Raw genomic sequence first — 14,609 nt, forward strand, 5'->3', positions numbered from 1 at the left:
AACTATGCAAGATAAAATTAATGCAGTAAAAGCTTTTCATACTGCTTTTAAAATAGGACATCGCGAAACACCAAAAGCTGACCTTGGGTTAGACAAAAATCTATTACGTTACGAGTTAATGCGCGAAGAAAATGAAGAATACCTTGAAGCTGCAAAAACTAATGATTTGGTTGAAGTTGCTGATGCTTTAGGTGATATGCTTTACATTTTATGCGGAACAATCATAGAACACGGCATGCAACATAAAATTGAAGAAGTCTTTGAAGAAATACAACGCAGTAACATGAGTAAATTAGGTGCTGATGGCGAACCTATATATAGAGAAGATGGTAAGGTTTTAAAAGGCCCAAACTATTTTAAACCACACATTAAAGAGATTTTAGAGTCCTAAAAAAAGCAGCCAATTGGCTGCTTTTTTATTTATTTATCTTAAATATAAATTTATTATTTCACTTCTCGTCTCCAACCATGTGCATCTTCAGAAACATTATACTGAATATCCATTAATGTCTGTTTGAATAATTTAGCGTAAGAATCCTCAGCACCAGTAATCTCAAACAATTCATCTTTATGCTGAAATGCAGAAATCTCACTAATTACAGCTGCAGTACCTGCTCCAAAAACTTCTTTTAAACTTCCGTCTTTTGCTGCTGTCTTAATTTCTTCAACCTTAATTTGTCTTACTTCACAATTAATACCTAAATCTTCCGCAAGCTGAATAATACTCTTACGCGTTATCCCATCTAAGATTCTATCACTAACAGGTGCAGTAATCAATGTATCATTAACTCTAAAGAATACATTCATTGTACCTGCTTCTTCTAAATACGTATGCGTATCAGCATCTGTCCAGATAATTTGTTGAAATCCTTCTTTCTGCGCCAAACTCGTAGGATAAAACTGAGCTGCATAATTACCTGCTGCTTTAGCTGCACCAACACCTCCATTTGCAGACCTACTAAATTTCTCTGCAACTAATACACGCACCGGAGAATTATAATAAGATTGCGCAGGCGAACAAATAATCATAAAACGATATGAGTTTGCAGGCGATGCAGAAATTGCAGGTTCTGTTGCAATCACAAAAGGACGTATATATAATGAGTTACCAATACCTGGCTTAATCCATTCGTTATCTAATTTCAATAACGTTTCTAAACCTTCAAAAAAGTAATTCTCAGGAAAAGCTGGCATAGATAAACGCGCAGCAGATTTATTGATTCTTTCAAAATTTTGTTTCGGTCTGAATAAAAATACCTTTCCGTCAGCGTCTTTATAAGCTTTCATACCTTCAAAGACAGCTTGTCCATAATGAAAAACACGAGCCGACGGTTCAAATGTCATGGCTTGGTATGGCATAATCTTAGGCGCTTGCCACTCACCATTTTCAAAATCGCAGACAAACATATGATCAGTAAAGACTTTACCAAAGTCTAAATTACTAAAATCTACACTATTAATTTTTGTAGAATCAGATTTTTCAATGCTGATATTCTCTGTTTCATTAGCCATAATTACATGATGTTTAAGCACAAATGTACATAATCGATTGCTTTAATAAAAAGTAATATTCCTTAAAATTGTGTAAATTAGCAAATAGATAATAATTCAATTCAAAATCTATCAATAATGAAAAAAACCATTTTACTTTTAGCACTTAGTTTAGCCCTATTCTCATGTAAAAATGAAGAAAAAACGACTGAAGAAAAAGCTCCTGAAGCAAAAAAAGAGATTGCATATGCTTCTTTTGGTAAAGAAATCACCGATGCTGACGCCTTAACTGGAGAACGTATGATGGAAAACTATAAAGACTTAAAAGTTGGTGACACTATTATTTCTAAAATGAAAGGAAAAATCATAGAAGTATGTTCTAAAAAAGGATGTTGGATGACTTTAGATACTGGTAATGATGAAGTAATGGTTAAATTTAAAGATTACGGTTTCTTTATGCCATTAAATGCCGAAGGCGATGTTATTATTAACGGAAAAGCTTTTGTAACTGAAACTTCTGTTGACGAATTGAGACATTATGCTGAGGATGCTGGCAAAACAGAAGAAGAAATCAATAAAATTACAGAACCAAAATTCGAATACCGTTTTGAAGCTGATGGCGTTTTACTACAACAATAAATCTCTAGGTTTTATTTTACTTACGTGTTTACTCATTTATAATTGTAAAAACGAAGAGAAAGCACCAGAATCAGCTACAAAAAAGGTTATTGAATACGAGATGTATCAACCTTCAGAAATGGCTAATTTTATGAATGCCATGTATGCATACAATGAACAATTAAAGACTAAAATTGTTGCAGGAGAAACACCTTCTGCTATGCCTTTAGATTTATTAAAATTGCATTCGGCTGAAATGACGAGTGGAAAATCTAGAACTGAAAATTGGCAAAGTTTTGTAAATGTTTTTATTGAATCTCAAAACACAATTATAGACACACTATCTAATTTGGAGTTAAAAGAGCGTTTTAATGCCTCTATAAATAATTGTTTAGGTTGCCATAAAACAGAATGTACAGGACCAATTCCTAAGATTAAAAAACTATTGATTCAATAAAATTGAAACGAAAAATAATTACCACATCAGATGGTTCTAAAACCATACAAATAGAAGATTGGAACGAACAATATCATTCTATTCATGGTGCAATACAAGAAGCAAACCATGTGTTTTTAAAACATGGTTTGCTTTTTTATTCTGAACTTCATTCAGATTCTAAACCCATAGCCATTCTAGAAATTGGTTTTGGCACAGGACTCAATGCTTTCTTAACTTTAATTGAAGCAGAAAAACTTAAATTAAGCCTTAACTATACTGGTGTTGAAGCTTACCCAGTACAACTAGAAGAAATAAATCAATTAAATTATGTTGAATTAATTTCTGAATCTCATGGAGCCATTTTCGAAAAACTACATGAAATTTCTTGGAAAAAACAACATGACATTACACCTAGCTTTAAATTAGAAAAACAGGAAAAATTCTTCAAAGACATCACTGCCACAAATGAATATAACATCATTTATTTTGATGCTTTTGGTGCTCGTGTTCAACCCGATTTATGGACTGAAGACATCTTCAAAATAATGTATAATGCCTTAAAAAAAAATGGTGTTTTGGTTACTTATTCAGCCAAAGGTAGTGTGAGACGCGCTATGCAAGCTGTTGGTTTTGTTGTTGAGCGATTACCTGGACCTCCAGGAAAACGTGAAATGTTGAGAGCAACGAAACATTCAGTGAGCGAATAGCGAATTAAATGTTGAGAGCAACGAAAACATCTAGTTAAGGAACAACATTAATTGTACCTTGACTTCACTTCCAGCGAAGTTTCCTTTCCGAAATTTATTACTTCAATTACATAAGTAAAACTATTAAGAAGCTGTAAATGTAAAATGGTTCTCGATACAATTTTTTTATGCCTCAAAATCACTCGAACTGACGGAAATGTTTCCTTTAATAAATCAAACGTTAAATCCTATCTAAATCTTACTCAGAGACTTCACGCCTTTCGTATCTTTACATAAAAAAGAAGATGACCGTTTTAATAACAGGAGCAACAGGATTAATTGGAAAGGAAATTGTAAAACAATGTCATGCTGAGGGAATTAATGTTCATTATTTAACGACTTCAAAATCTAAGCTTACTGCAGATTCTAATTACAAAGGATTTTACTGGAATCCAAACAACAACGAAATAGACCACAACTGTTTTGATGGTGTTTCTGCTATTATTAATATGGTTGGTGCTTCAATCTCTAAACGTTGGACAGACAGTTACAAAACAATTCTTTTAGAAAGCAGAACCAAGACTGCTCAACTCCTCCAAGACACTATAAAAAATCACAACTATAAAATTGACCAAGTGGTTTCAGCTAGTGCTATTGGTATTTACCCAACAAGCTTAGTTAATTATTACGATGAAACAACTACTGAAATCTCAGATACTTTTTTAGGTAAAGTGGTCCATGAATGGGAAGCTGCTGTAGATGGTTTTAAAGATTTAGGCTGTAAAGTCGCCAAAATTAGAATTGGTTTAGTTTTAGCTAAAGATGGTGGTGCTTTAAAAGAAATTGTAAAACCCATTAAATTTGGTGCAGGTGCTGCTTTTGGCAGTGGTAAACAATGGCAAAGTTGGATCCATATTAAAGATTTAGCTTCACTTTTTGTATTTGCGCTTCAAAATAACTTTGAAGGTATTTATAATGGTGTTGCTCCAAATCCGGTAAGTAATAAAGAACTCACTAAAGCTTCTGCTAAAGTTTTACGTCGTCCATTGATTTTACCCAATATTCCAAAATTTGTAATGAAATTGGTTTTAGGTGAAATGCATATTCTACTATTTGAAAGTCAACGTGTATGTTCAAAAAAAGTAGAAAGTGAAGGTTTTGATTTTAAATATGTGAATTTAAAACCTGCTTTAGAGGATTTGTTAGGATAAGTTTTGATTACTAATAATCGTTATATTAAAAAATAAATCGTCAGTTCGAGTGATTTTGAGGCTCAAAAAAAATTGTATCGAGAACTGTTATAATTCGTTAGCCTCTCGATACAAAATTCCTAAAAAAGGAATTTCACTCTAAGTGACGTTACGCTATAAAAGAGAATTCGACTGCGCTCAACCAGACATTAAGGAATAAATTGAATAAAAAAAGAGGCAAATATCACTATTTGCCTCTTTTTCAACTTTATGCTTCAAATCAGTCTTCAATCCAACCCATAATAGCATTGGCTACAAATCTTGGTTCTGGTGGTAAGGCATAAATATCTTTTTCATAATTTTTATTGTATGGTGAGATATTCATAATATTTCCATCTACAACTAACGTACTACTTCCACCTGGATCAAAGCCCATAGCTTTATCCATTCCGTATTTTAAAAGAATATCTACCATATCAAAATGTGTTGCTCCAACAGATTCTCTAATACGACCATTTACCATCAATACCATCAATTTACCTTCTTTGGTAATACCAACAGCAATTTTTGGTCCACGCATATCTGTATAATCTAATCGTGCTGCTTGTGTTTTTATGGAATTAGAGGTTTTCCAACCTTCGTCTTCCATATTAAGAGTTTGTTTTCCGCCATCAATTAACATTGGTCCTGCTTCAATTGCATAAGAAATCTCATCCCATTTATAAGGATTTTCTTCTGGCTCTAATAACTGAATTGATAATGGTTTTCCTTCCTTAAACATAGCATCTGAAAACAAGTCTATAGGAATAGATAAAGTTATCCCAACCGGAATTACAGAAACAGTTTCTCTAGGCTTCGTTTTAATAATTTCTTTTACCGTATTACCTGCTATTCTTACAATGACATTGCCATTGCCTTCAAACGTATCTTCAGCATAAGACAAATCATAGAAACAAGGTTCTGTAATGCTATGATTATTATAATTGGAACTATTAAAAGTTAACTCTTGGTTTTTCTCTTTAATTATAAATCCGGCTTTACTATTCACTTTTCTAATATCGACATCACCATTTTTATAAATTATAAAGGCTGGTTTATTGAATAATGGTGGACAAAACACCTTGTTATTCATAATTAACAAGCCTAAAGGCGAACCGATATAAGTCTCTGGCAGTCCGAGTTTACCTACCAATTCCGGATTTAAAATATAACCGCCATTCCAAGCTAGTTCAATTTTATTAGGATTGTTACTTTTCTTCTTATACTCTTTTACAAGTGCTGGTACATTTTTAGGTTCTTTGTTAGCAATATGTGCAGCGAATTTCCAATGGTATTTTTTGGTATCAATTTCAGCTAAAACACCACTCCAAGGTAAACCGTCTTCATAAACGCCTCCTGCATAAGATGATTTTACTTTTTCAACGGTTTTAGATAATTTTAAACCCTCTTTAATCTGAATTAATAATTTAGCGATAGGTGTTCCGTTTTCAATAGCATCTTTCGTTATCATACCCAACAACTCCTTTTCGCTTAATGTATCTTTTAAATCTTGATACAAATCGCTTTTAAGAACCTTATCAAAATCCTTAGCGGTTTGAATTGGTGTAGGATATGCCAAAGTAGTACGTACACCTGCTGGCACAAACTGAATAAATCCACTGCCTTTAGGAATTCCCATAATTTTGGCTGTCATTTCATACAATACTTTTCCGATATGGAAATGGTCGATTTCTATAATATCTGTCATCATTGCCGCAGATTCGCCATTGGTGATTAAGAAACCATCTGCAGCTTTAATATCTCGTAAAATCTTTATAGCCTTTGCTCCCATTTGTGGAAAATGCACACCTTCTGACCATTGCTTCGTTTCAATAATCTGAACAACGCCTGCTCTATACAACAAGCCTAATTCTGGCTCTTTTCCGCTTTCTAAATAATCCTTAATATCTGCACTAGAAAACCATTTGGTAATTCTTGCCTCGTGTATAAAAATGTAGATTTTCTCTAACTTATCTACGTTAGCTTCAAGTATTTCTGAAGTTAACTCTTGCTGTATTGTTAAATTTAATTGTGCACGAATAGGTTGTAATACAAAATACTCCAATTCATGCTTAATGTAACGTCCAGGAAAATAACCTTTAGGCACATTCTTTTTTAAATTCTTAGTTAATATTTTTCGGTCATCAATACCTAAAGATTTACTATTGGTTAGCTGAAAAAGCGCTAATTCCCAATCGGCAAAAAATTGTGGTGCTAAAGTTAAATCTGGAAGATGTTTTGGTTTAAAAACATCTGTATAAATCATATTTACCAAACCTGTTATCTCTTGAAGCGTAAAAGCTTGATAAGCATACGATTTTTTATTTCTATGACGATACGCTAAAGCATGATCATGACGAATAGAAATTTCGCCATCAACATATTTAAAAATATCATCAATAGCATTGTAATATTTATGGATGACTTCGAGATTCGTATTTACCAAATCTGGAATGTCATTTTCCATCGTTCTGGCATAACGCATTACTCGTCCTTTTACCAATTGCTGTTCAACTCTAAAAAAGCTAGGATCAATCAAAGATTTTAAATAATGCATAAAAGATAAACGACCATAACCAGGCAAATAATGTCTCGTTTTTTTATTGAGAATTGCATTAAGATCATCGTTTTCAAAATCTACAGACGCTTTATATTGTTTTAATAAATTAATCACCTGAGGATTATCGTCAATTGAAACCGAAGCCAACTGATAATACATACGCTGTAAAATATAGCGGATATTATCTTCTAAGGATTCTAAGCTGTAACGTTTTTTAATTACACTTCTATTGTGTGTTACATCTACCATTCTGTTTTGCGGATAAAACACATGGTCACATATTCTTTCTGCTAATTTCTTTGGTACTTTAGACCCTTTAAATTCTAAAACATTAAGACGAAGCGACTCGTCTAAGTGACGACCAATAACCTCATCATAAACCTCTCTTGGTTCATATTGTCTGCAAAATATAGGTGTTCCACAAGCTGCTGCTTCAATAATTGGCAAACCTCGCCCTTCCGTTTGGCTTGGTAATAAAATTAAAGAGGCAACATCAAAAAGTTGCTTTATATCTAAAGGTTTTTTATGTTTCTTTTTAAAATCATGTTTATCGAATTCACTAAACAAAAACCCAAGTAATACACGTTTTCTAAATTCTTTTGGAAGGTCTTTTAAAAACTTTTTAAAGTCTTTTTTTAAGTCTTCATAATAATTCTGCTGACCATGAGGAATGGGTCCGGAAACGATTAAGGATAATTTTAATTGTGGATTGGTAATAAACTTATCCGCAAAAGCATCGTAAGAGAACAAACGTTTAATGAGTTTAAAATTCAACTCAATAGACTTTCTGCTAATAACTCTTGTAGGTTGTAAAAACACGATGTTGTTATTTACAAAATCGAAATCCTTAATGGTTTTATATCCTAATAATATAGGTTTTAAAGAGCGTTTACTTTCTGTATGGTGTGCAGCTGTATGAACTGTAATTGTATCTTTTTTATTCGCAAAAATAGTAGACACTTGCATGAACGCTTTAATAATATCACGCTTACTCATTTGATGCATTTTGGTATCTACTGCTGTACCTAACAATGCAACATTGGCAGGATTATGTCCATTAATATTTATTAAATGGTCTTGTTGAATTCTATTGATATTTACATTCATCCAAGAGCGGCTTTCCCATGGATAAATAGTTTCTATAATTGAGAAAAACTCACCAACATGTGCATTATGAAAAAAGAAATCTCTTGGTCCTTTTTTTAAACCTTTCTTTTTAATTTCTACTGCTCTGTTGCCACCTTCCCAATAAAAATCGTGATTATTATTAATAACAGGAATACCTAAATATTCTGAAATTAAAACCGTAGCTAAAGCCAACGACACATTACCTGGATTAGAACAGACATTTATAAGATATAACAACGAAATGTCATTCTCTTCGATATAACTACCTAATTTTTCTACAAGGACTAAAACCTCAGCCCAAAACTTACCAATAAGATTATTGTAAGCCTCACTGCCACGTTCCATTTTAATCTGAAAGAAATCTTTATATAAAGGCCAAGCATCAAAAGCTTCCATTTCTGAAATTACTTTTTTGAATGCACCTTTTGGAATTAACTCATCCGCTTCCTCTTTAATTTCTCCAGCAATAAAGTGAATAGGAATATCTGGATATATGTTCTTAAAAGTTTTGGCATACTTTTCTGTTTCTACCGTGATACCATCAATTGTAAAATAAAAGGTTAGGAATGCAATACCTCCTTTCTCCACATGTGAATCGAAAGTAGAGGCATTACCTTTAAAAGCAGATGGTAAATTTTTCTCTTTAAATTTATCCATGAATAAACCTAAATCAAACCAGGTATTTATCTTTTCATTGTTAAGCTCATTTAAAATATTAGTAATTTTTGTTGTTTTCTTATCAGTCATCTTCTAGTTCTTAAAATTTAAATAATTGGCTTAACTTTTCTTCTAATACTTCATATGAAAAATGTTTTTTACCGATGTTAAAATTGTATTCTCCAATCTCTAAACAGCGTTTTGGATTATAAATAATATCAGACATTTGCTGTACACTTTCTGGTGTAAGATTGCTATCCGTAATCATTACCGTTTCAAATCCCTTGTTACCTATATCTTGGCTATAGACTGGTTTGTAATCATTTACAAAAATTGGTTTTTTAGCGAGTACTGTTTCTACAAAAGCATTTCCGAAGCCTTCATACGTACTAAAATAAGTTGCTGCTCTACCGTGAGCATACACGTCAGATAAATCTTTATGGTCTAAAACTTTGTGAGCTGCAAATATGACTTGACTAGAGAGGTTTAAATCATGTATTTGGTCTATTAACTCATTATAATATTCCTTATTCTCATCATCATTATTATTACCTGTAATGACTAATTTTAGTTTCTTATCGTTGAGTTGATCAATTAATGAAATAGCAGTTTCAATTCCTTTACGTCTTACAATGCGTGTTACTTGTAATAGAGCAATTTCATCTTCTAAAACACCGACGTCTCTTAAGAAAAATTTATTCTCTGGTGTTGGCACGCCATACACACGATTAAAATCCATAACATTAGGAACCATAGTGGCATCAATATCAAATCGGTTTTTAAAGGTTTCTACACCAAACGTATTAATAACCGCATGCTTAACATCTGGCAGCAACAACGGAAAATTTTCATCGACATACTTATTTACTTCAGGATGCGCAGATACGTAACGTTGACCACGTTCCCAATGAAAATCGTGATCATGAGTAACAACAGGTAAACCTGTAGATTTTATCAATTTTTTAATGGCAACACCCATTGATAAATGGCATGGTAAAGCCGAAGCATTTTCTGAAAGAATAACTTCTATGCGCTTTTCTAAAACCCAAGCTTCCATGGCTTGATGTATCATATTAGAAGCATCCTCAACATGGCCTAGTAAAGGATATGGATCCTTGTCTGGTTCATAAAACGCCTTACGTTGTCCCCATTCTGCTTCTACTGAAAAAAAGGATAAAGCCGGAAATAGATAATCGTGCTCATAATCCATGTTCCAGGATTCGAATTCACCAGACATAATAAAGACTTCATGTCCTAGTTTTTTTAATACATCTATCCATTTTTCGGTTTCGAGTGCTACGCCATCTACGCCTCCAATTCTTCCAATTATAATACCTATTCGCATACGTTATCTAAAGTTTTGTGTTCTTTAAATATAGAGAATAGAAAAAAGGATTGAAAGGTTTTAAAGCGCTGTATTTGCGGAATTACGACTTCAAAAATTTAAACAAGATTAAATTATGTGTACTATAATTTATGTCGCTAATCTTAACGAAATGATAATTTAGGTTTTTTAAGAAATTTCAAAAATCATCATAAAAACGGCTAATATCCGCTTATTGCTTTATGAGTTTTTAGTCCTTCTTTCACAATAATAGCAATAGACTCTTCAATATCTTTTTTAGTCGTTCTAAAATTAACGATGCAAGTTCTCATACAATAGTGTTCATTGACAATGGCGTTAGACAAAAATAGTTCGCCACCTTCTTGTAGTTTAGTGACTAAGGTTTCGTTGAGTGTATTTAGATATTCAATTCTTTTTTCGCCTGCTAACTCAAGATTTTCAGGAATATATCTTAATGTGGTAATGCTCAAGTTTTGAGTAACTAACTCTAATTCCGTATGCTTATCCGCCAATTCAGCAAAATATTTTGATAAGGCTATATCTTCACTTATCAACTTTACATAACCATCGCTACCATTTTGCTGTAATGCCAACCACACCTTTAACGCTCTAAAGCCTCTTGAATTCTGAAGACCATACTCAAAATAGTTTAGCGAACCTCCTTCTTCAGTTAAACTGAAATTATAATATTCTGGATGCGAACTATAGGTATCTATTAAATGTTTTGGATTTTTAACCAATGTACAACCAGCCTCTAATGGACTATACAACCATTTATGTGGATCTAACGCAATAGAATCTGCTGCTTCTACGCCTTTAAACATTGCTTTTAATTCAGGAATCACTGCTGCTGGTATTCCATAAGCGCCATCAATATGAAACCATAAATCTTTGGTTTTACATATGGCAGCAATCGCTTCTAGGTTATCTACAACACCTGTACTCACATCACCTGCTGTACCAACAACCATAAAAGGTTGATGTCCTTTTGCTACATCTTCTTTAATTGTTTGTTCTAAAATATGAGTATTCATTTTATTTGAAGCGTCCGTAGGAATCCAACGTATAGAATCGCTACCATGACCAAATAAAATCGCTGCTTTATCTATCCATGTATGCGTAGATTTAGAACAGTAAGAAATTAATTGTTTTGAAATATTTGAGAGTCCCTTTTCTTTTAAGTCTTTTGGTGCTTTTGCGGTTCTTGCAGCTAAAAAAGCGGTAAAATTTGCCATATTACCTCCACTTACCAAAACGCCTCCATAACTTGGCGAAACCCCTATAAATTCTGCCAACCATTTAATGGTTTGCTTTTCTATTTCGGTTGCCATCGGACTTAAAATTTGTCCGCCAACATTAGGGTTCACTGAAGCTGCTAATAAATCTGCTAATGCGCCAATTGGTGCTGCTGAGGACGTAATAAAACCGAAAAATTTAGGATGACCATTTAATAACGAATTATCAAATAATAATTTTGAAGCAGATGCTAATAATTGATCTGCTGGTTTGCCCTCTTTTGGTAATGAGGCATTACCTAATACCTCTTGCAACTCTTTTGGCGACTTACTTGTGGTTACTGGTTTATCGGAAATATCGTCGAGAAATTCTGAAATGGTATCAATGAGTTGGTAGCCTATTTTTTGAAATTCTGTTTTGCTAATTTCAATTGCATTTTCTCGCTTGTCCATAGTCAGACTTTTTAGTTAATACTATTTAGTTTTCATCTTTAATTAAAAACGCATCAATCATTTCATTTTCTGTTGGTTTTTCAAACCAGGTTTCCATAAAATCTAGATTAGCTTGGGTAACTTCAAACTCAAAAGTATCACCTCGTTCTGCGTTTCTTTTCATTACGCGTTCTAATCGTTTGGCTTTAGAAACATCTAAAAAATGCAGCTTTATGTCATAGTTATTCATTTCTGCGAATTTTCTAAACTTTTCGCGATGTCCAAATTTAGCCAATCCTAAATCTAAGATAGTATCTGTTTTTGAAGCTTCTAACTGATGAATTAAATCTAACATCACACGTTCGGACCGTTCAATGCGTTCTAAAAACCAATCTAAACCATCAGTTTCTTTTTTATCTTGAAGAAATAATACATTATTCCATGTATCAATTGAAAACACAATACCATTAATGCTTTTTTTTAATTCTTTAGCGTACGTGGTTTTACCAGAACCTGTATTGCCTACTATTAAGTGAATCATTTTATGTGCTTAATTTTTATTCTATTATTTCGTAATCAATATCTAGTTTACGCAAGGCTCTTAAGGCAGAACCAGAATTTTTGTCGCTTACTTCAATATCTACAGCATCGCCTTCTAAGAGTATATCTGTAAATTCGTTAGCCAAAGAGCCATTAACATTAGAAATCTCTGTAATACATTTAGCAATTGCTCTCTTATCTGGTCGTTGTGCGTCGCAGGATAATAGGTTTAGTTTCATAGTAATTGTTTATTACTGCAATATACAACAGTTTCTTACTCTTGTGTGCACTCGTTACAAACGAGCGCTAGCAAAATTATGTACATACTGTAAAACCACTTTAGATTTAAAACTAAAGTGGTTTTACTTATAAATGCATTTTATTATAATTCGTACTTTTTAAAATAATTCAGTTTTTAATAAATCGAATGTCAATTCTTCTCCTTCTCTTAAAATCGTAATGGATAATGCTTCTGTTCTTTGCTCAAAACTATCACTATAGATACTGCAATATTCTTCCTCTACAATATTAGCATAATTGGTGTCATTTATACTCAATATAATGTCGTCTTGCATTAAAACCTTAGACGCACTAGATGTTTCTACAATGGCATTTACGTAAACATTGTCTTCATTATAAAACATAGAGAAACCATAGGTGTTATAAGCATCGTTACCTGCTTTAGTAATTTCTATCAGTCTCAGTTTTTTCTTATTCCAGTTTAAGATGACTCTATAGTTTTTAAAGAATGCTAAACCTAAGTTATTACCAGCACCGCTTTTTACAGTTGTAAATAAATTATTGACTGTATGATTCCCAATTTTTAATTCATTAACCATTGTATGGTAAAATGGTTTCTCTTCAGTACGGCCAAATCCACCAAACGCTTTTTGACTTCCTTTTACATACTTTGTAATAAGATTGGCATCCTTTTGTTTTACAAAATAGTCTCCTCTTAATAGGTTAGTTCCACCATTTCCGAAATCTATGGTATTGTTTAATACTTTCTGTCCATTAATTTCTAGTGTGACTGCTGGTATACCTGCAGTTCCGATATACATTTTAGAATCTATAGTTTCTGTTGGAATGTCTAATTTACTTTCGTCATTAGCTATGGTGATGGTCTGATTCGGAAAATCGAAATCCCAAACGGCTTTTCGCATTAAGTTAGAACCAATAAGCCCATGAATTTTTGTACAACTGACTTCTGTTATCTTATTAAGATCAGCAATACCTGTAATTGTATTTTGAAAATTGACATTACCTATTTTAACATTATCGATTATTGAATATTCGGTTGAATTTTTAGTGTCATTAACATCTTCTATATCCTCAGCACCAAGCACTTTTAAATTCAGCTCCTCAGCAAATTCTGTTGTTACAATATTTGAAGCACCTGTGTCTAAAATAAAATTATAAGCCTTATCTCTTATTTCTACTTCTAAAACAATCCAACCATTAACATATGTAAAAGGAATGGTTGTTTTAAAATTTTCTTGAGCCACATGGCCTTGCTTTAACACTTTGTCAATGTTTGAAGTTGCGCAACTAGATAGTGTTAGTAAAATAATGAACGAATAGAATAATTGATTTAATTTCATGGTTAGCGTTTTTTGATTGATTAATGAATAGAATAAACAATGGTTTATCCCTTTTCTATACTAGACGCTAATTTTATTGTTATGGTTGCCTGAGATGCTTTATTTTAATTGCTCAGCTACCCAATTTTGGAGCTCAGAAGCATCCATTTTTATTAATTTCTCAATACGCTTATCTTTCTTTAAACCATTGCCTTTATTGGCATAATAAACTTTTATTAGACTATTAATACCAGAAATATTACCAGCTTCAACATTATCTTTATCATCTGGATTTTCAATTGCATATTTTATCCAACCACCAATAAAAATCATTAAAAGCTCAGGGTTTTTAGTCGTTAAATCTACCTGAAACGATTGCATAGAAATAGTAACCGTTGGTGTACCAGTTGCCCATTTCATTAAATAAGCATTTGCCATAAGCCTTTTATCCGCTTCCTCGCTCATTGGTGTATTTTCTAACCAATTAATACACTCTACAATACGTTGCTCATGCTTTACATAGTCTTCAGCAACTTCTAATTTTACATTATCTGGGATATTAAATGTTTGCGACCAACTTGTTTGAGCAACAAAAAGCGTTAGTACGAAGGCGATTAGGATGTTTTTAATTTTCATATTTAGGCGTTTATTTAGTTATGATTAGGCTAT

At 32.7% G+C, this 14,609-nt stretch carries 13 protein-coding genes; 5 read left to right on the forward strand and 8 right to left on the reverse strand.

The window, feature by feature from the left end:
• Positions 1-4: 4 nt before the first annotated feature.
• Positions 5-391, forward strand: a complete 387-nt coding sequence (locus Q0807_RS02835; protein WP_299106167.1) for a nucleoside triphosphate pyrophosphohydrolase family protein — start codon at positions 5-7, stop codon at positions 389-391.
• Between the two features lie 53 nt (positions 392-444).
• Here the strand turns inward: Q0807_RS02835 and Q0807_RS02840 are convergent, their stop codons facing one another.
• Positions 445-1,512, reverse strand: coding sequence for a branched-chain amino acid aminotransferase (locus Q0807_RS02840; protein ID WP_299106169.1), 1,068 nt, complete (start codon positions 1,510-1,512; stop codon positions 445-447).
• Positions 1,513-1,629: 117 nt separating this feature from the next.
• Here Q0807_RS02840 and Q0807_RS02845 point away from each other — a divergent pair, with 117 nt between their 5' ends.
• From Q0807_RS02845 to Q0807_RS02860, 4 genes are all read left to right on the forward strand, one after another.
• Positions 1,630-2,130 (forward strand): DUF4920 domain-containing protein, encoded by a 501-nt coding sequence (locus Q0807_RS02845; protein ID WP_299106171.1) that lies wholly within the window; start codon positions 1,630-1,632, stop codon positions 2,128-2,130.
• Positions 2,108-2,566, forward strand: a complete 459-nt coding sequence (locus Q0807_RS02850) for a hypothetical protein (RefSeq protein ID WP_299106173.1) — start codon at positions 2,108-2,110, stop codon at positions 2,564-2,566. Before Q0807_RS02845 ends, Q0807_RS02850 begins: the two co-directional genes overlap by 23 nt.
• A gap of 2 nt (positions 2,567-2,568) precedes the next feature.
• Positions 2,569-3,255: a tRNA (5-methylaminomethyl-2-thiouridine)(34)-methyltransferase MnmD gene (mnmD, locus tag Q0807_RS02855; protein ID WP_299106176.1), complete on the forward strand. Its 687-nt coding sequence runs from the start codon at positions 2,569-2,571 to the stop codon at positions 3,253-3,255.
• Positions 3,256-3,539: 284 nt separating this feature from the next.
• Positions 3,540-4,445, forward strand: coding sequence for a TIGR01777 family oxidoreductase (locus Q0807_RS02860; protein ID WP_299106178.1), 906 nt, complete (start codon positions 3,540-3,542; stop codon positions 4,443-4,445).
• 259 nt (positions 4,446-4,704) lie between these two features.
• Here Q0807_RS02860 and Q0807_RS02865 read toward each other — a convergent pair whose 3' ends face one another.
• The 7 genes from Q0807_RS02865 to Q0807_RS02895 form a co-directional block, all read right to left on the reverse strand.
• A complete protein-coding gene (locus Q0807_RS02865; protein ID WP_299106180.1) occupies positions 4,705-8,898 on the reverse strand; it encodes a phosphodiester glycosidase family protein in 4,194 nt (1,397 codons plus the stop codon).
• Between the two features lie 10 nt (positions 8,899-8,908).
• Complete coding sequence (locus Q0807_RS02870) at positions 8,909-10,153, reverse strand: glycosyltransferase family 4 protein (RefSeq protein ID WP_299106182.1); 1,245 nt, start codon at positions 10,151-10,153, stop codon at positions 8,909-8,911.
• A 200-nt stretch (positions 10,154-10,353) separates the two neighbouring features.
• Positions 10,354-11,841 carry a pyridoxal-dependent decarboxylase gene (locus tag Q0807_RS02875; RefSeq protein ID WP_299106185.1) on the reverse strand — a complete coding sequence of 496 codons (1,488 nt, stop codon included), beginning with the start codon at positions 11,839-11,841 and terminating at the stop codon, positions 10,354-10,356.
• A 25-nt stretch (positions 11,842-11,866) separates the two neighbouring features.
• The gene (locus tag Q0807_RS02880; protein WP_299106188.1) at positions 11,867-12,361 is read right to left on the reverse strand and encodes an ATP-binding protein; all 495 of its coding nucleotides are present in this window, start codon (positions 12,359-12,361) and stop codon (positions 11,867-11,869) included.
• A 16-nt stretch (positions 12,362-12,377) separates the two neighbouring features.
• On the reverse strand, positions 12,378-12,599 hold the full coding sequence (locus tag Q0807_RS02885; protein ID WP_299106190.1) for a hypothetical protein: 222 nt from the start codon (positions 12,597-12,599) through the stop codon (positions 12,378-12,380).
• A 159-nt stretch (positions 12,600-12,758) separates the two neighbouring features.
• Positions 12,759-13,961: an aspartyl protease family protein gene (locus Q0807_RS02890; RefSeq protein ID WP_299106191.1), complete on the reverse strand. Its 1,203-nt coding sequence runs from the start codon at positions 13,959-13,961 to the stop codon at positions 12,759-12,761.
• A gap of 99 nt (positions 13,962-14,060) precedes the next feature.
• The gene (locus Q0807_RS02895; protein ID WP_299106193.1) at positions 14,061-14,576 is read right to left on the reverse strand and encodes a hypothetical protein; all 516 of its coding nucleotides are present in this window, start codon (positions 14,574-14,576) and stop codon (positions 14,061-14,063) included.
• Between the last annotated feature and the right edge of the window lie 33 nt (positions 14,577-14,609).

The organism is uncultured Winogradskyella sp., from assembly GCF_947495255.1.
In the GTDB taxonomy this organism is placed as follows: Bacteria; Bacteroidota; Bacteroidia; order Flavobacteriales; family Flavobacteriaceae; genus Winogradskyella.